Source organism: Micromonospora sp. NPDC049230 (assembly GCF_040647875.1).
GTDB lineage: Bacteria > Actinomycetota > Actinomycetes > Mycobacteriales > Micromonosporaceae > Micromonospora.
In genome coordinates this window covers 149,260-167,707 of sequence record NZ_JBEZCZ010000008.1, presented here as the reverse complement: position 1 = coordinate 167,707, position 18,448 = coordinate 149,260, and the positions used below count along the sequence as shown (strand labels likewise).

At 72.8% G+C, this 18,448-nt stretch carries 18 protein-coding genes; 5 read left to right on the top strand and 13 right to left on the bottom strand.

Features of this window, described 5'->3' with window-relative positions; genetic code table 11:
* The 6 genes from AB0A95_RS10405 to AB0A95_RS10380 form a co-directional block, all read right to left on the bottom strand.
* Positions 1-1,326 (bottom strand): phage tail sheath subtilisin-like domain-containing protein, encoded by a 1,326-nt coding sequence (locus tag AB0A95_RS10405; protein WP_357555389.1) that lies wholly within the window; start codon positions 1,324-1,326, stop codon positions 1-3.
* Positions 1,327-1,349: 23 nt separating this feature from the next.
* Entirely contained in the window at positions 1,350-2,048 is a 699-nt protein-coding gene (locus AB0A95_RS10400; RefSeq protein ID WP_357555388.1) for a carboxypeptidase-like regulatory domain-containing protein, read from the bottom strand.
* A complete protein-coding gene (locus AB0A95_RS10395) occupies positions 2,045-2,653 on the bottom strand; it encodes a glycine zipper family protein (RefSeq protein ID WP_357555387.1) in 609 nt (202 codons plus the stop codon). Before AB0A95_RS10395 ends, AB0A95_RS10400 begins: the two co-directional genes overlap by 4 nt.
* 13 nt (positions 2,654-2,666) lie before the next feature.
* Positions 2,667-3,002 carry a hypothetical protein gene (locus tag AB0A95_RS10390; RefSeq protein WP_357063193.1) on the bottom strand — a complete coding sequence of 112 codons (336 nt, stop codon included), beginning with the start codon at positions 3,000-3,002 and terminating at the stop codon, positions 2,667-2,669.
* Between the two features lie 146 nt (positions 3,003-3,148).
* Positions 3,149-3,946 carry a DUF3153 domain-containing protein gene (locus AB0A95_RS10385; protein ID WP_357555386.1) on the bottom strand — a complete coding sequence of 266 codons (798 nt, stop codon included), beginning with the start codon at positions 3,944-3,946 and terminating at the stop codon, positions 3,149-3,151.
* A gap of 595 nt (positions 3,947-4,541) precedes the next feature.
* Positions 4,542-5,705, bottom strand: coding sequence for an FAD-dependent oxidoreductase (locus AB0A95_RS10380; RefSeq protein WP_357555385.1), 1,164 nt, complete (start codon positions 5,703-5,705; stop codon positions 4,542-4,544).
* Between the two features lie 67 nt (positions 5,706-5,772).
* Between AB0A95_RS10380 and AB0A95_RS10375 the strand changes: the two genes are divergently transcribed.
* Both AB0A95_RS10375 and AB0A95_RS10370 read left to right on the top strand, forming a co-directional pair.
* Positions 5,773-6,402, top strand: coding sequence for a TetR/AcrR family transcriptional regulator (locus AB0A95_RS10375; protein ID WP_357555384.1), 630 nt, complete (start codon positions 5,773-5,775; stop codon positions 6,400-6,402).
* Positions 6,403-6,555: 153 nt separating this feature from the next.
* Positions 6,556-7,698 carry an FUSC family protein gene (locus AB0A95_RS10370; RefSeq protein WP_357555383.1) on the top strand — a complete coding sequence of 381 codons (1,143 nt, stop codon included), beginning with the start codon at positions 6,556-6,558 and terminating at the stop codon, positions 7,696-7,698.
* Between the two features lie 44 nt (positions 7,699-7,742).
* Here AB0A95_RS10370 and AB0A95_RS10365 read toward each other — a convergent pair whose 3' ends face one another.
* Positions 7,743-8,732, bottom strand: coding sequence for a LacI family DNA-binding transcriptional regulator (locus tag AB0A95_RS10365; protein WP_357555382.1), 990 nt, complete (start codon positions 8,730-8,732; stop codon positions 7,743-7,745).
* A gap of 163 nt (positions 8,733-8,895) precedes the next feature.
* Between AB0A95_RS10365 and AB0A95_RS10360 the strand changes: the two genes are divergently transcribed.
* Positions 8,896-10,155: an MFS transporter gene (locus tag AB0A95_RS10360; RefSeq protein WP_357555381.1), complete on the top strand. Its 1,260-nt coding sequence runs from the start codon at positions 8,896-8,898 to the stop codon at positions 10,153-10,155.
* Positions 10,156-10,228: 73 nt separating this feature from the next.
* Positions 10,229-11,125, top strand: coding sequence for an aldo/keto reductase (locus AB0A95_RS10355; RefSeq protein ID WP_357555380.1), 897 nt, complete (start codon positions 10,229-10,231; stop codon positions 11,123-11,125).
* A gap of 48 nt (positions 11,126-11,173) precedes the next feature.
* Here the strand turns inward: AB0A95_RS10355 and ileS are convergent, their stop codons facing one another.
* The 5 genes from ileS to AB0A95_RS10330 all read right to left on the bottom strand — a co-directional run bounded on the left by ileS (position 11,174) and on the right by AB0A95_RS10330 (position 17,160).
* Positions 11,174-14,320 carry an isoleucine--tRNA ligase gene (gene ileS, locus AB0A95_RS10350; RefSeq protein WP_357555379.1) on the bottom strand — a complete coding sequence of 1,049 codons (3,147 nt, stop codon included), beginning with the start codon at positions 14,318-14,320 and terminating at the stop codon, positions 11,174-11,176.
* Between the two features lie 273 nt (positions 14,321-14,593).
* Positions 14,594-15,259 (bottom strand): hypothetical protein, encoded by a 666-nt coding sequence (locus AB0A95_RS10345; protein WP_357555378.1) that lies wholly within the window; start codon positions 15,257-15,259, stop codon positions 14,594-14,596.
* 23 nt (positions 15,260-15,282) lie between these two features.
* Complete coding sequence (locus tag AB0A95_RS10340; RefSeq protein ID WP_357555377.1) at positions 15,283-15,774, bottom strand: hypothetical protein; 492 nt, start codon at positions 15,772-15,774, stop codon at positions 15,283-15,285.
* Positions 15,775-15,875: 101 nt separating this feature from the next.
* Complete coding sequence (locus AB0A95_RS10335) at positions 15,876-16,586, bottom strand: hypothetical protein (RefSeq protein WP_357555376.1); 711 nt, start codon at positions 16,584-16,586, stop codon at positions 15,876-15,878.
* Positions 16,579-17,160 carry an RNA polymerase sigma factor gene (locus AB0A95_RS10330; protein WP_357555375.1) on the bottom strand — a complete coding sequence of 194 codons (582 nt, stop codon included), beginning with the start codon at positions 17,158-17,160 and terminating at the stop codon, positions 16,579-16,581. Before AB0A95_RS10330 ends, AB0A95_RS10335 begins: the two co-directional genes overlap by 8 nt.
* Before the next feature lie 117 nt (positions 17,161-17,277).
* Here AB0A95_RS10330 and AB0A95_RS10325 point away from each other — a divergent pair, with 117 nt between their 5' ends.
* Positions 17,278-17,613, top strand: coding sequence for a hypothetical protein (locus tag AB0A95_RS10325; protein ID WP_357555374.1), 336 nt, complete (start codon positions 17,278-17,280; stop codon positions 17,611-17,613).
* Between the two features lie 131 nt (positions 17,614-17,744).
* Here AB0A95_RS10325 and AB0A95_RS10320 read toward each other — a convergent pair whose 3' ends face one another.
* Positions 17,745-18,446, bottom strand: coding sequence for a phosphotransferase (locus AB0A95_RS10320; protein ID WP_357555373.1), 702 nt, complete (start codon positions 18,444-18,446; stop codon positions 17,745-17,747).
* Between the last annotated feature and the right edge of the window lie 2 nt (positions 18,447-18,448).

The window sequence follows — 18,448 nt, the reverse complement described above, 5'->3', positions numbered from 1 at the left end:
TCAGCCTCCGATCGTCTCGGTCTCGGTGCCGCCGGCCCACTGGCTCAGCTTGAACACCACGAACTCGGCGGGTTTGACGACGGCGATGCCGATGTGGGCGATCACCATGCCCGCGTCGCGGACGTCGACCGGGTTGGTCTCCTCGTCGCACTTGACGAAGAACGCCTCCTCCGGGCTGCGCCCGAGCAGTGCGCCGTCGCGCCACACCCGGGTGAGGAACGCCCCGATGTCGCGCCGGATCGAGCGCCAGAGGGTGAAGTCGTTGGGTTCGAAGACCATCCACCGGGTGCCGTTGGCGATGGCCTGTTCGATGGCGATGCTGAGTCGCCGGACGTTGAGGTAGCGCCACTCGCTGGCCTCGGCGGCGAGCGTACGGGCGCCCCAGACGCGGATGCCCTCTCCGGCGAAGTAGCGGATCACGTTGACACCCTTGGGGTTGAGCACGTCGTGCTCCGGTCGGGTGACCAGGTAGGCCAGGTCGACGGCGCCCCGCACAGGCTCGTTGGCCGGTGCCTTGTGCACTCCGCGCAGGGCGTCGGTGCGGGCCCAGATGCCGGCCAGGTGCCCGCTCGGCGGGGTCAGTTCCAACTCCCCGCTGATCGGGTCGCGAACCCGCAGCCAGGGGTAGTAGAACGCGCCGAACTCGGACTGCCGGGGCCGGTACGCGGCACCCTCGTGCCCGCCGGAGCCGCCCGGCTGCGCCGTGCCACCGCCGGCACCGCCCGAGCCGCTGCCGGGACCGCCCGAGCCACCGCCGGCACCGCTGCCCGAGCCACTGCCGGCACCGGCCGAGCCGCCGCCCGTACCCTCGGCGGGTTTGGGGGGTTTGCCGGTGGACGGGGTGGCGACCCGGGTCAACGCGGAGATGTCGTCGATGTCCGGCGCCGGGTCGCAGATGGCGACCATGGTGCGGGTGCGCTCGGCCATGCTCAGCAGCGCCTCGTGCGACACGACGTCGTGGAAACCGGGCGCGGCGATGATGGAGATCTCGTCGATGGCCTCCAGCAGTTGCAGGCCACCGCGGCGCTGTCCGGTGCCGGTGATCGCGCCGCCCTCGCCGACGTTGACCACCCAGCAGCGGGCGCCCCCGTTGTCCAGGAAGCCGAAGACCGCCCGCGCCAGCGGCGTGCTCTGCACCCGCTCCCCGGCGGCGAACAGTCGCAGGAACTCCGTCCAGTTGTTGACCGGCACCGCCCTGCCCAGGTGGGCGACGCGGTCCGGGGCGAGGCCGACGAAGGCGGCGATGCTGGTGCTCGCCGGGCCGATCGGTCGGGCGCCGCTCGGGACCTCCTCGACATAGATGCCGGGGGAGAAGTAGCTGGGCATCGGTCCTCCTGTGCGGATGGGCGTCAGTGGGTCGGTGGCGCGCAGACGATGACGATGTCGTCCTCGTCCGCGTCGACGTCGGCGGTGAGGACGAGCCCGCGTCCGGTCAGCCGCAACCGGACCGGGCTCGGGTGCTCGGGGTCGTGCGGGACGCCGACGATCCGGAACCGGCCCTGCGGGTCGGTGCGGGTGGCGGACCCGGTGCCGGGAAGCTCGACCCGCATCGCGGCCAGGGGTTGGTCCTCGGGGCCGATCACCCGGCCGGCGAGGGTCCGCACCTCCAGTTGCCGCAGTCGCAGCGGTCGCAGCACCGGCGGCGCGGCCGGGGTCGGGTGGTCCACCTGCGCGGCCACGTCGATCAGCAGCGCCGGGCGGGGTGCCGTGCCGAACGTCGTCCACAGTGGTGGGTCACCGGCCTCCAGGACGACCGGATAGCTGCCGTCGGTGGTCGCTGTGGTGAGCACTCGGTCCAGCCGAGGCAGCCCGCCCGGCCCGGTCACGCAGAGCAGGAAACGGACAGTGAACCGGTACGGCTCGCGGACCGCGCCGCTGGAGCGGGTCTGCCGGGCCGGACGCAGCTCCAACGGCCAGAGGGTCAGCCCGTCGGCGTCGTCGAACGCCCGGGGCGGGCCGATCGGGACGGGTTGCCCCGCCGCGCTGGTCAGCCAGGCGGCCAGCGCGGCGGTGGCCGTCTCGATCGGCCCGCGCCCGTCGGTGCTCATCGCGGCGGTGTCCCCTGGATCCGGTACGCGATGGCCTCGTTCCACACGTGCGGGTAGACGCCGATCTCGAAGTACCTGGTGAAGCGGTTGATCGGCGCGTTGGTGTGGTCGTGGTAGAGCAGCCACACCGGGGCGATGGTGAACAGGACGTAGTTCGCCAGGACCAGCGGGATGTAGAGCGGGCCGAGGAGGCGGCCCTGGAAGATGTGGACGTCCTCGTGCCGTTGGATGCCCGAGCTGGAGCCGGCGCAGACGGTGCCGATGGTGGTGGCGTAGCGGGGTGAGACCCCCTGCACCACACTGACCCGGCCGCTGCCGGCCGAGGTGGGCCGGTCCAGCGAGTGCCCGAAGACCAGGTGCACGGTCAGGTAGATGGCGCCGACGACGGTGTTGAGCAGACTCCAGGTGTGGTCGACGACGAAGAGGAAGATGCCGCGGGCGTCCGGGGCGTACACCCCGGCGGAGGCCACCGCCCAGCCGAAGACCGCGCCGACCAGCAGGCCCACGACGGTGCCGACCAGGAGGCCGATCGGGCCGCCGGCGAGGAAGCCGAACAGGGCGCCGAGGATGACCTGGACCGCCGCGCTGAGAACTCCGAAGACCATGACGTCAGCCCCCTCAGACCCAGGAGCGGAAGACTCGGGGCTCGCGACCGCTCGCGACCTGGGTGGGCGTCGCCTGCCGGTTGCCGGGCGGGAACTGGTTGACGCCGAGCGCGGCGGAGAAGATGACGAGCGCGTTGAAGAACGCGATCACCCACTTCTCGCCGCCGGCCTCGTCGGCGAACGCCGCGGTCAGGTAGGACAGCAGCAGCGCGATGGCGATGGCGATCCACTTGCGGAGCTTGTCGCCGCTCGGGCCGATCAGCCCGCCGATGACGTTGGTGGCCAGCAGGGTGGCGGCGCTCGCGCCGGCGATGGTGCCCAGGGCGGCCCAGGTGAAGAGATCGTTCATGGCGATCCCCCTTTTCTGCGATGGTGCGACCGGGATGTGGTGGTGAGGTGCGGTGCTCCCCTCGGGGGAAGCACCGGGGCCGGTCGCCGTCGTCTCCGGGGGCGGCCGGGGCCGGGCGTGGCCGGCTCAGCCGGCCACCGGGTGGATCAACCGGGCCCCGGGGCGCCGGCGGGCGGCCCCGGCGGTGTCGGGCCGGGCGCGGTCGGACCGGGCGCGGCCGGCGCCGTCGGGTGCCGGCGGCGCAGCAGGAGTACGCCCACCGCGGCGAGCAGCAACAGGAGCAGAAGTACGCCGCCGACGATCAACGGCCAGCCGATTCCGCCCTCGTCGTCCCCGGCGGCGGCGGCCGGCGAGGCGGACGGTCGGGGTGGCGCCTCGGCGACGGCGCGCAGTTCGGTGGGCTTGTCTTGGTTGGCGTTGACCTTCCAGCTGACCGACCGGCCGTTGACTGTGCCATTGCTGTCGATCACCCGGCCGGGAAATGTCACCGAGATCTCGAACGACATCAGCTTGAGGAAGGCCTGCTGTTGCTGAGGATTCTGTTGTGCGACCTTTCCGCCGTATTTCGACGGGTCGAGCGGCAACGTGAAACGGTACAAGTCGCCGTCCCGGACCAGTTTTACGCTCTCCGTGTCGAAACCGGCCAGCGGCGCTTTTCGATAACTGATCTGGGAACCGAAGAGTTTGTCGTCCTCGTATCGGGTCTCCTCGCCCGCCGGGAGGGCGGGGATGTTCTGCCGAAGCTCCGCGAAGGCCGCCGGGATGTTCTTGTTGCGCGAGGTCAGCAGGGACTTCTCGGCGGTCAGCAGCAGTTGCCCGTCGACCGTGTCGTCGCTGTTGACGGTGAGCCCCATGTTGAGTTGCATGCAGCCGCCCAACGCGACGACCAGAAGGAGACACACCGCGACGCGGAGTGCCCTACCGCGGTTGACTCTCCTGTTCATGGGCTCAGTGTGTGTGATCCATTTCACCACGAGCAGTCAGCGATCAGTCACAAAGCAGTCGCCGATTGTACCGACGCGCTGTCATATGTGACCGAGGCGAGTCGGGGCGCAATTGACTACTCTGGAGCTTTGGGTCAGAAACAGTTTCCCGGTGGTGATCCCCCGCGTGGGGGAGGTAGGCCCGGGCCGGGGTGCGGCAGGCTGGATCGCACGTGTTCGACCACCCCCGAGGACCGCGATGACGCCGGCTCAGCGCCACACCCCGAAGATCGAACCGCACGTCCACCTGGAGGGAACGGTCCGCCCGCCGCTGCTCGCCGCGCTGGCCCGCGCCCACCTCCAACCTGCGCCTCGGCGTGGCCGGGAGGACCGCCCGCATCCGTTGACCGTGCTGACCGACGCCGAGGTCTCCTGCTCGGTGTCCACCGACGACCCGGCTCGGGGTGGACGCCGCGACCGCCTACGCCGCCGGCCTGCGCGGCATGCTCGGGGTCGCCGCCGACCGCGCGCGTCTGGTGGCGGTGGGGGAGCGGGCGTACCGGGGCGGAACAGCCGCCTGAGCGCCTCGGCTCGACCGAGGACTGCGACACAGACCCTATGCGGCCGGGGGTCGCCAGTCCGCGTACCGGGCCATGCTCCGCAGGATGACCCGGGCCGGGGTGAGGCGCAACGCGGTGTTGCGCGCCGCGAAGGCGATCGGGTTGTGCAACTGCTGTCCGAGCCGCCCGGCGACGTGGGAGGCCCGGGCGACGGACTGACTGCGCGGTCGACGCTGCTCGTCGTACGCGGCCAGGGCGGCGGGCACCCCCTCGGCGCCGTCGGCGCAGACCACGCCGAGCACCACCGCGTCCTCGATCGCCTGCCCGGCGCCCTGCCCGAGGTTTGGTGTCATCGGGTGGGCCGCGTCGCCGAGCAGCGCCACCCGTCCCCGCACGTACGAGGGCAGCGGGACGGCCAGGTGGTGGATGTCGTTGCGCAGGACGACGTCGGGTGGGGTCGCCGCGAGAAGCGCCGGGATGGGGGCGTGCCAGTCGCCGAAGTGCTCCCGCAGGACCGCCAGCTCGTCGGGGGCGCGACCGCCGGGCGGGGCGTTCAGCGCGCCGTACCAGTAGAGCTGGCCGTCGCCGATCGGCACCATGCCGAACTCGGCTCCCGGTCCCCAGGTGATCGCGGCCGGAATCGGGTCCGGGAACGCGATGGCCGCCCGCCACGTCGTGGAGCCGGCGTACACCGGGCCGGGGTGTCGCGGCCAGAGCTGGGCGCGGACCCGGCTGCGCAGGCCGTCGGCACCGACCACCAGGTCGGCGCGGAGGGTGTGCGGGCCGTCGGGCCCCCGGTAGCGCACCTCGGCGTGCTCCGGGCCGGACTCGACGTGTTCCACGTTGGCGTTGGTACGCAGGGAGGAGGCCGGCAGGGCCTCGCGCAGGGTGCGGTGCAGCGTGGCCCGGTGCACGCCGAGCGCCGTGGTGCCGAGCTGCCGGATCATCTCCGCGGCGTCCACCCGGGACAGCCACCGCCCGTGCCGGTCGCGGATGCCGCCGGGTGCCTCGCCGTGGCCACCCCGGCGCAACGCCGGGCCGAGGCCGAGGGCGTCCAGCCCGCGCACCGCGTTGGCCATCAGACTCAGGCCGGCGCCGACCTCGCGCAGCTCGGCGGCGCGCTCCAGCACGGTGACCCGCCACCCGCGCCGGTGCAGGGCGAGAGCCGCGCTCAACCCGCCGATCCCGCCGCCCACCACGACCGCGTGTGAGTCGTTCATGTCGACCACCCTTCTACATCTGTAGAAGAGCGATACTACCTGCGGACCCCGAGAAGTAAGGAGTGCCATGACGGCGCGGGCGAACCGGATCGCGACGCTCACCGACGCGGCCATCGAGCTGATCGCCGACGGTGGCATGCGGGCGCTGACCCACCGTGCGGTCGACGGCCGCGCCGGGATGCCGCCCGGCACCACCTCCGCGTACCTGCGCACCCGACAGGCGCTGATCGAGGCCGTGGTGGGCCGGCTCGCCGAACGGGACCGGGCCGACCTGGCGCGACACGACCTGCCGATCGGCCCGCCGCCCCCGACGGCCGCCTCCCGACTCGACGGAGACGATCTCGACGGCCTCGCCGCCGGCGTCGCCGAGGTGCTCGACCGCTGGCTGACCACCGGGCGCAGCCGGGCCCTGGCCCGCTACGCCTGCCTGCTGGAGGCGGTGCACCGGCCCGAGCTGCGCGGCATCCTGCAACACGGCACCGGTCTGCGGGTGCAGGCCCGCGACCTGCTCACCCGGGCCGGGGCCGCCGACCCCGATCGGCAGGGCGACCAGTTCGTGGCGTTCGTGGACGGCCTGCTCTTCGACAGGTTGGTCGGCGCGGGCGCGCTCAGTGCCCCTCCACCCGGCAGCGCGGCCAGCCGTGCCGACCTGGGCGCCGCCGTCCGTACGCTGCTGCGCGCCCTCACCGGGAGCTGACCCGCCGTCCCGCTCGGTGACCGGGCCCCCGGCACGCCGGCACCCCGCGACTCCGGCCTCTCGGCACCTCGGGCGCGACGCGGAGCGGCCCGGTGAGCAGGGCCGTCACGTGATGGGAGACGATCGCCTCCGGGCGCCGTGGGCTGGTGGCACGTGGAGAAGAGGGTGGCGATGGTGCGGTTCAGTGGCCTGCGGACGGCCGGTGGGCGGCTGCGGCACGGTTGGCGGCCGGTGCTGGAGGCGACAGCCGCGGCGACAGTGGCGTGGCTGCTGGCCACCCGGCTGCTCGGGCACCCGCAGCCCTTCTTCGCACCCGCCGCCGCGCTGATCGTTCTCGGTCAGGCTCGCGGTCAACGGATCCGCCGGGCCGTCGAGGTCGTGCTCGGGGTCGCCGCCGGGGTGCTCGTCGCGGACCTGGTGGTGCAGGCACTCGGCCCCGGCAGCACCTGGACGGTCGGCACCGTCATCCTGCTCACCGTCCTCCTCGCGGTGGCCTTCGGCGCCACCGGCGTGACGCTGGTGCAGGCCGCGGTCTCCGCGCTCTACCTGGTGGTGGTCACTCCGCCGGGCGGGTCGTTGGTGCCGTTCCGGTTCGTGGACGCGCTGGTCGGCGGCGCGGTCGCGCTCGCGGCCAGCCTGCTCGTCGACGCCCGGCACCCCCTCGCGCCGCTGGTCGTCGAGGTGCGGCGGACCTTCGACGACCTCGCCGGGCTGCTTGTCGAGATCGCCGACGCGCTGGACCAGCGCGACGAGGCCGCCGCGGTCGCCGCGCTGACACAGGCCCGGGGGATGGACGCCCGGGTGGACGGGCTGCGCGACGGGGTGCTGGCCGCCGGTGAGGCACTGCGGCTCAACGTCCGCCGACGTCGGCACATCGGCCGGCTGCGGTCGGTGGACGAGTCGATCCGACAGATCGACTACGCGGTCCGCAACGTCCGGGTGCTGGCCCGCGCCGGCGTGACGCTCAGCCGGCTGCACACCCCGGCGCCGCCCGAACTGGGCGCCGCGCTGCGATCGCTGGCCGAGGCCGTCCGCCAGGCCGGTGCCGCCCTCGCCGCCGACCTCGACGGCCAGGACGAAACCGCCGACCGGCACGGCACCCGCGCCGACGAGGCGGCGTTGGCCGCCGTGCACACCGCCGGGCAGCTCTTCGGCTCCACGCAGACGCTTCCCCTAGCGATGATCATCGGTCAGGTCCGGGCCACGGCCATCGACCTGCTGCGGGGCGTCAACCCGGAGGACGACGCCGCCGTCCTCGCCCGCGTCGACGAAGCCCTCGGCCTGCCCGCCGTCTGAGCGGCACGCGGTTACCCGGCCCGTCGGGGGTTGACCGTCGGTGCTCAGGTGCTGGCCCGGGCCACCAGGGTGGACGGGAAGAGGGGCACCCGGGTGGCCGGACGCCCGTCCAGCAGGGCGGTGGCCGCGGCGGCGGCGATGCGCCCCACCGGATGGCTCGCGGTGGTCAGCGCCGGCGCGGTCATCCCGGCCAGCGGAATGTCGTCGAAGCCGGCCACCGCGACGTCGCCCGGCACCTGCACACCGACGTCACGCAGGCCGGCGATCACCCCGAGGGCACTGTCATCGTTGATCGCGTAGATCGCGTCGACGTCCGGCCAGTGCCGCAGCGCCACACCAGCCGCCGCCCGACCACGCGCCGCCGTGAAGTCCCCGGGCAGCACCCGCTCCGGCAGGCCGGCCTGGTGCATGAGGCGGCGGTACGCCTGCACGGGGCGCTGCGCGCAGGGCAGCCACCGGGGGCCGGCCACCATGGCGATCCGGCGGCGACCCGTGGCGTACAGGTGGCGCAGCACCGCCTCGGCGCCGGCGGCGTTGTCGACGTCGAACGACGGCACTGTCGCCGAGCCGTAGCCGATCGAGACCACCCGACCGCGTAGCGACGCCGGCACCGCCGCCAACACCTCCTCGGTGGTGTTGACCAGGATCACTCCGCACACGGTGCGATCTTCGCCGAGTTGGTGCAGGCCATGGGTGTCGCCGAGCGGCAGCCAGTGCAACGCCACCCCGACACCGGCGGGCGTGCACACCCGGGCGGCCGCCCCGACCACCTGATGCATGTACGGGTCGTCCAGCACCGCCGCGCTGGTGCCCAGGACTGTCACGATCAGTCGGAGGCCGCCGCCGCGCACCAGCGCCCGGGCGGCCGGGTTCGGCACGTAGCCGAGCTTGTCGACGGCGGCCGCGACCTGTTCCCGAGCGGCCGGCGACGCGAACCCGCTGCCGGCGATCACCCGCGACGCGGTGGACCGCGAGACCCCGGCGATCCGGGCGACGTCCTCCAGCGTGGCCGGTCGCTGTGCCGCTGTCGTCATCGTCGCCTCCCCGCCGCGGCCCGTCCGGTCGGACAAACGCCCGTTCACATCATGCCCCGGCCGGTCCACCACCGGTAAGGGGCGGTGGCCGGTTGTGGTGGTAGCGCTCTCAGGTGTGCGATCGTGCCAGAAGATCACCCCGAGGAAGAGGACCTGACCCCCCGTGAGCGCCACCACCAGCAGACCCGTATCCCCGGACACCGCACCGCCCTCGCGGGCGGTGCTGGTCGCCCGCAACGGTGTCGCCGTCACCTTCACTCTCAACGGGCTGGCCGTCGGCAGCTGGTTCTCCCGGGTGCCGGCGGTCCGTGAGGCGTTGGACCTCTCCGCCGGCCGGCTCGGGCTGTTGCTGCTGGCGATGAGCGTCGGCGCGCTGCTCGCCATGCCCACCTCCGGCCTGCTCGCCCAGCGACTCGGCGCGGCCCGCACCGTGACACTGGCCACCGTGCTGGTCGCTGTCGGCCTGACCGTGGCCGGGCTGGGTGCCACGCTGGCCGGGTCGTTCGTCGTCGTCGCCGTGGGGCTCGTCGCCCTCGGCTACGGGTCCGGCGCCTGCGACGTGGCGATGAACATCGAGGGCGCGGCGGTGGAACGACGACTGGGAAGCACGATCATGCCCCGTTTCCACGCCGGGTGGAGTCTCGGTTCGGTGGCCGGAGCGGGGCTCGGCGCCGTGTCGGCCCGCTTCGACGTGGCGGTCGGCGTCCACCTCGCCGCCGTCGCGGTGGTCGTGCTGATCGGCACCGCGCTCGCCGCCCGGACGTTCCTGCCCGCTGCCGGCGATCACAGCGGCGACCCGGCGGACGCCACCCCGGCCGGCCGCCGCCGGGCGCAGCTCGCCGCCTGGCGGGAGCCGCGCACCCTGCTGATCGGGCTGTTCGTGCTGGTGGCGGCGTTCACCGAGGGCGCGGCCAACGACTGGCTGGCGGTCGCGTTCGTGGATGGGCGAGACCTGAGCGAGGCGGCCGGGGCCGCGGTCTTCGGTGTCTTCGTCGTGGGCATGACCGCCGGGCGCACCGCTGGCACCGTCGCGTTGGACCGGTGGGGTCGGGTGCCGGTGCTCAGCGCCACCATCGGGCTCGCCGTGGTCGGTGCCAGTCTGGCCGTGCTGGCCGGTCCGGGGCCGCTGGCCATCGTCGGCGTCGCGCTGTGGGGCCTGGGTGCGTCGTTGGGCTTCCCGGTCGGGATGAGCGCGGCCGCCGACGAGGAGGCCCACGCGGCGGTGCGGGTGAGCGTGGTCGCGGTGATCGGCTACACCGCGTTCCTGGGTGGGCCGCCGCTGCTGGGGCTGCTCGGCGACCAGGTGGGCACGCTGCGCGCGCTGCTGGTGATGCCGCTGCTGCTGCTGCCGACCCTGCTGCTGGTGCCGGTGCTGCGTGCCCCGCACACCGCCGAGCCGGCTCCGCCAGTACACAAAAACTAGCCCACCACGCCGCCGCGCGGTATCGGGTGCGCGGCCGACTGCGCCGCGTACCCGCGCTGGTTAGGGTCGCCGAATGCCAATCGACGAGATCACCGCCGCCGCGGCGGGCACCTGGACCCTGGGCGACCGCACCGTGCGCCGGATGGGCTTCGGCTCCATGCGGATCACCGCCAACCCCGACCTGGACCAGGCCGTGGCCCTGCTGCGCCGCGCCGTGGAGCTGGGCGTCGACCACATCGACACTGCCGCGTTCTACGTCTCACCCGGCGGAACCCTGCGGGTCGGCACCGGCCCGGCCCGCTACGCCACCGAGCTGATCCGCGCGGCGCTCGCCCCGTACCCGGACGACCTGGTGATCGCCACCAAGGTCGGCTTCGGGTACGACCCGGAGGCCGGTTTCACCGAGGCGTTCACCCCCGCGCAGTTGCGCGCCCAGGTCGAGGAGAACCTGCGTCGGCTCGGCCGCGACCAGCTCGACGTGGTGAACCTTCGCCTCGGCCGGGGCCCCGGCGCGGTGCCGCTCGTCGACCGGTTCGGTGCCCTGGCCGAGTTGCGCGCCGCCGGGCTGATCCGGCACCTCGGGCTCTCCAACGTCCGTCCCGAGCAACTGGACGAGGTGGCCGGCATCGCGCCGGTGGTCTGCGTGCAGAACAACTACGGCGTGGACGCCTACCGGGAGCAGGACGAGTTCGTCAGGCTCTGCGGTGCGCGGAGGATCGCCTTCGTGCCGTTCTTCGCGCTGGCCGGCACCGGTCGGGAGAAGGGCGCGAGCGCCGCGCAGAACGAGGCCGTCGAGGCCGTCGCCCGCGCCCACGGCGTCACACCGCAGCAGGTACGCCTGGCCTGGACGCTGCACCAGGGCCCGCACGTGCTCGCGATCCCCGGCACCGCGAACCCGGACCACCTGGCGCAGAACGTGGCGGCCGGAGCCCTCCGCCTGACCCCGGAGGACCTGGCCCAGCTCGGTTGAGCGCCCACCGTGCCGAGGCGCACGGTGGGCGTCCGACCTACCACCCGGTCAGGCCCGCACGACGTGCACGACGATCTCCTGGCCGTCGCCCACGGTGCCGGCGAACCCCTCCGACAACGCGCTGACCACCGTCAGCGTGCGCGCGAGGGTCTCGTGCGCGATGAGCACCTGATGCGTGGCGATCGCCGCGGCGACGTCGGCGGGCGCGGCGATCGCCACAGTGATCCGGTCGGCGACCTCGAAGTCGGCGTCGCGGCGGGCCTGCTGGACGAGGCGTACGACGTCGCGTGCGACGCCCTCGGCTGCCAGGTCGGGGGTGATCTCGGTGTCCAGCGCGATCGTCACCCCGCGCTGGGACTCCACGACCCAACCGGTGCGCGGCACCTCCGTGACCAGGATGTCGTCCAGGCCCACCTCGACCCGCGCGCCGTCGACAGTCAACGGGAACGTCCCGTTCGCCCGGACACCGTCGACCAGCTCCCGGCCGGCCACGGCGGCGATGGCGGTAGCGACGTGCTGGGTGCGGTTGCCGAACCGGCGGCCCAGGGTCCGGAAGTTCGGCTTGACCCGCACGTCGATGACCCCGCTCTGCGGGTCGAGCGGCTGGAGGACCTTGACGTTCAACTCGTCGCCGATGTCGTCGAGCAACGCCTGCGGGAGCACCGTGCCGGCCGGCAGTCCCACAAGGGCCCGGCTCAACGGCTGCCGGATCCGCAGACTGCTCGTCTTACGCGCCGACCGGCCCGCCTCGGCCAACGCCCGCGCCGTGGCCACCTGGGCCGACAGCTCCGTGTTGATCAGGCTGGTGTCGGGTGTGGGCCAGGTCGCCAGGTGCACCGACTCCGGCGCCGAGGCGTTGCCGCGCCGGACGACCTGCTGCCACACCTCCTCGGTGACGAAGGGAACGAACGGCGCGAGCAGCCGGGTGAGGACGTCGAGGCACTCGTACAGGGTGGCCAGCGCGTCCGGGTCGCCCTCCCAGAAACGCTGCCGCGACCGCCGGACGTACCAGTTCGACAGGTCGTCGATGACGTCGGCGAGCAGCCGGCCGGCACGGGCCGTGTCGTAGTTGCGCATCCGGTCGTCCACCGCGGCGGCGAGGGCGTGGACCTCGCCGACGATCCACCGGTCCAGCACCGGTCGTTGGGCGACCGGCTGCGCCAGGTGCGGCGCCCAGGTGGAGTTCGCCGCGTAGAGGGAGAAGAACGCCGCGGTGTTCCAGTAGGTCATCAACACCTTGCGAACGATCTCGTCGAGTGGGCCGGGCCCGATCCGGCGCGGCGACCACGGCGAGCCGGAGCAGGCCATGAACCAGCGCACCGCGTCGGCGCCGTGCGTGTCCATCAACGGGATCGGCAGCAGGATGTTGCCCAGGTGCTTGCTCATCTTGCGGCCGTCCTCGGCCAGGATGTGCCCGAGACAGACGACGTTCTCGTACGGGGACCTGTCGAAGACCAGCGTGCCCACCGCCATCAGCGTGTAGAACCACCCCCGGGTCTGGTCGATCGCCTCACAGATGTACTGGGCGGGGTAGGTGCGCTCGAAGACCTCGGTGCTGCCCGGCACGTGGGGGTAGCCCAACGACGCGAACGGCATCGCCCCGGAGTCGTACCAGGCGTCGATCACCTCGGGCACCCGGGTCGCGACCTGGCCGCAGTCCGGGCAGGCGAAGGTGATCTCGTCCACGTACGGGCGGTGTGGATCCAGCTCGGACAGGTCGGCGCCGGCCAGCTCGCCGAGCTCCCGGCGGGAGCCGACGGCTGTCACGTGGTTGTCCGGGCAGCGCCACAGCGGCAGCGGGGTGCCCCAGTACCGGGAGCGGGACACCGCCCAGTCGATGTTGTTCTTCAGCCAGTCGCCGTAGCGGCCGTGTTTGATGTGCTCCGGGAACCAGGTCGTGTTCTCGTTCTCCCGGGTCAGCTCGTCGCGTACCGCAGTGGTCCGGATGTACCAGGACGGCTGCGCGTAGTACATCAGCGGGGTGTGGCACCGCCAGCAGTGCGGGTAGGGGTGCTCGAACGGCTCGTGCCGGAACAACCGACCGGACTCCCTGAGTCGGTCGATGAGCAACGCGTCGGCGTCCTTGAAGAACACCCCTCCGACCAGGTCGATGCCGTCGTTGAACCGCCCGTTGGGGGCGACCGGGTTGACCAGCGGCAACCCGTAGGCGCGGCAGACGGCGAGGTCGTCCGCGCCGAAGGCCGGCGCCTGGTGCACCAGGCCGGTGCCGTCCTCGGTCGTGACGTAGTCCGCGAGGACCACCCGGTGCGCGTCCGGGATGTCCACCAGGTCGAACGGCCGCTCGTACCGCAACCCCTCCAGGGCCGACCCCGGCACCGTCGCCAGGATCTCCGCCTCGTCACCGAGGACCCGCCGGGCCAGCGGTTCGGCGACGACGAACGTGCCCCGCTCGGTGCGGGCGAGGGTGTACGGGACGGTGGGATGGACGGCGACGGCGGTGTTGGACACCAGGGTCCACGGGGTGGTGGTCCAGATCAGCAGCTCGACACCGCTGTGGCCGGCGACCGCCCCGCGCACCGGGAGACGCACGTACACCGACGGGTCGGTGACCGTCTCGTACCCCTGGGCCACCTCGTGGTCGGACAGGGTCGTGCCGTCGCGGGTGCAGTACGGCGCGACCCGGAAATCCTCCACCAGGCGCCCACTGTCGTGGATCTGCTTCAGTGACCACCAGACACTGTCCACGTACTCCGGTGACATCGTCTGGTACGGGTGCTCCAGGTCGATCCAGTAACCCATCCGCTCGCTGAGCTGGACGAACTCGTCCACGTGCCGGAGCACCGAGGCGCGGCACCGGGCGTTGAACTCGGCGACGCCCAGCTTCTCGATGTCGGGTTTGCCGCCGAGCCCCAGCTCCTTCTCCACCGCGAGCTCGACCGGCAGGCCGTGACAGTCCCACCCGGCGCGGCGGGGCACCGAGAAGCCCCGCATCGTCCGGTACCGGGGAAAGAGGTCCTTGAAGACCCGCGCCTCGATGTGGTGGGTGCCGGGTGTGCCGTTGGCGGTCGGCGGTCCCTCGTAGAACACCCACGGCGGGCCGTCGGCGGTCTGCTCCAGGCTCCTGTTGAACACGTCGTTGGCCTGCCACCACTCGATGACCTTACGGTCCAGCGCACCAAAGTCGATCTTGGTGGGCAGTGGCACGAATGGTGACCTCGACGGGCCGTCCGTCATCGACGCTCTCCCTACACTCCGCATCCGCTGGCGCGGGCATCAACGCACTGCCCACGCGGGGACGAAGTGTCGGGCGTATGGCCAGGACTCCGCGGTACCACCCCGCTTGCGCCCCGATGGTGCGGACGCCGCTCCATTTCCACGACGTGACGTGCCGCTACGTCCGGGTCTACTGGGGCGGTCGAGCTGCCCGTTCTTCCGGAGGCTCCCCGGTGATGGCCGGATCGGTGCCGATGTCGCCAAGCATAGCCGTCGGTGCGCGGCGCCGGTGGCCTAGGCGTGCAGCCAGATGCGGAGAGGGCCGGTGGTGGTGAAGCCGGCGGCGAGGGCCGCCGCCAGGTCCGGGGTGGTTTCGTAGCCGACGAGCGGCGCGTCGGGCACTGTGGCGCACACCGCGTGCCAGATGTCGCGGGCGCGGTCGGCGCGGGCGAACAGGTTGGAGACGCCGTACCGGCCGTCGCCGCTGAGCACAGCTCCGCCGGTGAGCACGCCCCGGTCGTCGTGGCGGGCGAGCACCCGGACCCGGGGGTCGGCCAGCAGCGTGGGGCGGAACAGCTCCCCGCCGCCGTGGGCCGCCGCCCAGGCCGCCAACCCGTCGGGGGTGGTGACCGGGGTGAGCGGTTCGCCGGCCACCGGCGGAACCGGTGGCCGGTGAATCCACTGCGCGTCGAAGAGCACCCGGAACCCGTACCCGGACAGGTCGACGTCGGCGAAGCTGTCCTTCACCGACGCGCCGGGCCCGGCGTCGATCCGGGACAGCAGGGCCGCGGCGTCCACTCCCGGCCGCAGGGTGACCGCGTCCGGATACCACGGCGGCGAGCGGTGGGGGACCGACCAGGCGTCGGCTTCGGTACGGCCGGCCAGCCCGTGGCTGCCGCAGACGATGTCGCACCACTCGGCGTTGTTGCGGGCCGCTGCCGCCCGCGCGTCCTCCCGCACCCCCGCAAGCCTAGGGCGCGCGGTCACGGGGCGTAGACCAGGTCGATCGTGTCGGTGTGCCCGGACCAGCGCAGGTCGAGATGCCAGCACCCGGCCTGCGGCATGTCGATGATCGACGGACCCGGACCGCCGGCGACCTCCCGGGTCACAGTGGTGTCGGTGCCGTCCAGCGTCGCGGTGATCACCAGGGTCGCCGGCGCGGTCGGGTTGGGCGAGGTCGTGGCGGCGCGGGCCACCCACAGGATCTTGTTGTTCGACCCGTCCTCGCGGACCTGGCGCAGCGGATGAGCGAACAGCACCGCCACGATGTCACCGGTCTTGCCGAAGACGTGCGGGACCCGGCTGCCCCCGTGGAACCCGGCGTCGGCCCAGTCGGGCAGCGACGTCGTCTCGACCGGCGAGTGACAGCCCGTCGCGGCGCTCGCTCTCGCAGTGCTCGCGGCGCTCGTCGTGGTGGCGCTCGGCGCGGCCGACACGCCGCTGGCCGTGGTCGTGCACCCCGCCAGCAGAACCACAGACGCTGCCAGCAGCGACCTACCCCATGAACCCATCTCGACCCCTCCGGAACGCGTCGACGACTCGTATCTTCAGGACACCTGTCGCGCCCGTCAGGTTCCTAGTGCAGTGAGCGGGCGATCTCGATCGCCTCGGCCTGGGTGAGGGCGCCCTCGATCCGGTAGCTCACGTCGGCGTCCTGCCAGATCAGGGTCGAGGCGGCCAACCGGGCGCTCTCCTGGCGGACCTTGCCCGCCCGGTCCACGTACGACAGCACGTGCGGGCCGTCGACCCACACGGCGAAGTCGCCGTTGACCTCGACCCACTCCGCTCCCGGCGGGGTGACCTCCTTGTGGAAGGACAGGTTGAGGCGACCGTCGAACGCGTCCACCCGCAGCGCGCCGCCGTCGTAGAGCAGCGTCGCCACCCGGCAGGTGCCCGTCGCGTCGGGGTCGGCGACCAGCACCCGCTCGGGCGGGCCCAGCTTCGCCGGCAGGCGGATCGGGAACCGCACCGCCCGCTGTGCCTCGTCCAGGCCGGCGGGGCGCTGCCCCGGCAACGGCGCGGCAGCACCGCTGGGCGGCGTCGACGCGGGCGAGGTGGCGATGCTGACGCCGGCGAAGCGCAGCAGCCCCGTCACGGCATCGGCGACGGCGGCCCGGGTCGGCGGAAACACCGCCACGAGCAGGGCGGCGAGCGCCGCCGCGGCGAGCGGGCGCCACCGGCGCACGGGCCGGTGCAGCCGTACGCGCACGCGGGCGCGCACGTCGGGCGGCTCGGGCGTGTCCAGCCAGGCGGACAGGTCGCGCAGCTCCCGTTCGAGGTCACCCATGCCGGACCTCCTCCCGGTCGAGCAGGCCGCGGAGCTTCGCCAGCGCCCGGGACGTGCGCGACTTCACAGTGCCCCGGGGCCAGCCCAGCGCCGCCACCGTCTCCTCCTCGCTGAGGTCGAGGAAGAACCGGCAGACGATCACCTCGCGGTCCCGTACCGGCAGTTGACGCAGGGCCCGCACCAGCGCGGCGCGGCGCTCCCCGGCGAGGACCGCGCCGACCGCCCCGTCCTCGGTGATCTCCGACATCGGGTCCGCTGCCGCCGCCCGCAGGACGAGTCCGTCGCGCCGGCCACGGGAGCGGTGCAGGTTGCGGGTCTCGTTGGCGACGATCGCGAGCAGCCACGACCGGAAGGACGACTCGCCCCGATAGCGGGACAGCTTGCGGTACGCCTTCACAAACGCCTCCTGGATGACGTCCTCGGAGTCCGAGCCCGCGCCGAGCAGCACCGCCGTCCGGTACGCGGACGCGGTGTGCCGGGCGACCAGGAGGTCGTACGCCTCCAGGTCACCGGAGCGGGCGCGGGTGACGAGCGCGTCGTCGTCCAGGGGAACCTCCGTTCGGATCACACTCATGACACCGCCCACGCTCGACGGGTTCCAGCCCCCGTCGGGTCAGCTGTCTCCCATCCGGCGTGCAGCGTATTGCCAGGAATCGGTGCTGCACTGGGGGCGTCGAGGAAAGGGGTTGGCATGAGCTGGTTCAGTCGCCGGTCACGGGGTGCCGAGGCGACCCCGACGAAGCTGGACCGGGAGGCGACCCGGGACGATCTCGCCGCGCTGGAGGCGTTCGTCACGAGTCGACGCGGGGTGGAGTTCTACCTGGAGCCGGAGACCACCGCGACGGACACCACGGTGGTGGCGATCGCCCACGACGGCGAGTGGATCCGTCGCCGCACCGGCACGCCCCGCGCGGCCGGGTCCATCGCCCGCAAGCACAACGTGCCGCTGTACGAGGCGGGCCGCACCGGCTACCCGGAACGGATGCGGGTGTGGAACCGGGCCCACCCCGAACGTCACGCCCGCTGAGGCTTGACATCCGCGGATGATGACGGGGCCGCCCGGTGATCCCGACGTCGGGGCCGATCATGGAGGCTGATCGGTCGAGATGCTGGACTGGCTTCGCGCGACACCGGACAAGGCGTCGCGCTGACCGACGATCACCGTAGCGCGGTGTTCCACGCCTCGCGATGGGCGTCGAGATACTCGGCCGTAGCCTTCCAGTACGGGCCGTCTTCATGCCAGATTCGGGCCCACGGTTGGCGCTGTTGCCGGGCTCCCTCGCGTAGCAGGTCGTACATGGCTCTGGCCCGACGGCCCAGCATTCCCGCGAGTGCCGGTCGTGCGGCCGGTTCAAGGCCGTAGCCGTCGACGAATGCCCGCAGCCTGGCGGCGGACTCCGTGACGGGACGGTCTGCCCGCAAGCCGGCCATGCTCTGCGTGGCGTAGGCGATGTCCCACAACCGCGAACTCGGCGCGGCTGCATCCCAGTCGATCAGCACCCAGCCTCGGTCCGACCTGACCAGGTTCCACGGGGCCACGTCGTTGTGATAGATCATTTCCTCCCGATCGGGCGGAATCAGTCGGTTCCACACCGCGTCGGGCGGCGGCACGAACTCGGCCAGCGCTTCATGCAGGTCCGCCAGCATTCGACCAATCGAGATCAGCTCCGCTGGCGCGTACGTGCCGGTTTCCGCGCCCACCTCGCCAGACACGTACTCCAGCACCTGCCGACCCTGCCCATCGCGACCCAGCGGTCGAGGAGCGCCGGTGAATCCCACCGCCCACAGGTGCCCCAGCACCGCGTCGACCGAGTCGGTCCACGGCCCGACCGGACGACGAACTGTCTCGCCGATCCGCACCA

What these genes read in the sequence shown, in the direction of transcription:
- AB0A95_RS10405 (WP_357555389.1), bottom strand. Translation starts at nt 1,326, where the DNA reads ATGCCCAGCTACTTCTCCCCCGGCATCTATGTCGAGGAGGTCCCGAGC.
- AB0A95_RS10400 (WP_357555388.1), bottom strand. Translation starts at nt 2,048, where the DNA reads ATGAGCACCGACGGGCGCGGGCCGATCGAGACGGCCACCGCCGCGCTG.
- AB0A95_RS10395 (WP_357555387.1), bottom strand. Translation starts at nt 2,653, where the DNA reads ATGGTCTTCGGAGTTCTCAGCGCGGCGGTCCAGGTCATCCTCGGCGCC.
- AB0A95_RS10390 (WP_357063193.1), bottom strand. Translation starts at nt 3,002, where the DNA reads ATGAACGATCTCTTCACCTGGGCCGCCCTGGGCACCATCGCCGGCGCG.
- AB0A95_RS10385 (WP_357555386.1), bottom strand. Translation starts at nt 3,946, where the DNA reads ATGAACAGGAGAGTCAACCGCGGTAGGGCACTCCGCGTCGCGGTGTGT.
- AB0A95_RS10380 (WP_357555385.1), bottom strand. Translation starts at nt 5,705, where the DNA reads ATGAACGACTCACACGCGGTCGTGGTGGGCGGCGGGATCGGCGGGTTG.
- AB0A95_RS10375 (WP_357555384.1), top strand. Translation starts at nt 5,773, where the DNA reads ATGACGGCGCGGGCGAACCGGATCGCGACGCTCACCGACGCGGCCATC.
- AB0A95_RS10365 (WP_357555382.1), bottom strand. Translation starts at nt 8,732, where the DNA reads ATGACGACAGCGGCACAGCGACCGGCCACGCTGGAGGACGTCGCCCGG.
- AB0A95_RS10355 (WP_357555380.1), top strand. Translation starts at nt 10,229, where the DNA reads ATGCCAATCGACGAGATCACCGCCGCCGCGGCGGGCACCTGGACCCTG.
- ileS (WP_357555379.1), bottom strand. Translation starts at nt 14,320, where the DNA reads ATGACGGACGGCCCGTCGAGGTCACCATTCGTGCCACTGCCCACCAAG.
- AB0A95_RS10335 (WP_357555376.1), bottom strand. Translation starts at nt 16,586, where the DNA reads ATGGGTGACCTCGAACGGGAGCTGCGCGACCTGTCCGCCTGGCTGGAC.
- AB0A95_RS10330 (WP_357555375.1), bottom strand. Translation starts at nt 17,160, where the DNA reads ATGAGTGTGATCCGAACGGAGGTTCCCCTGGACGACGACGCGCTCGTC.
- AB0A95_RS10325 (WP_357555374.1), top strand. Translation starts at nt 17,278, where the DNA reads ATGAGCTGGTTCAGTCGCCGGTCACGGGGTGCCGAGGCGACCCCGACG.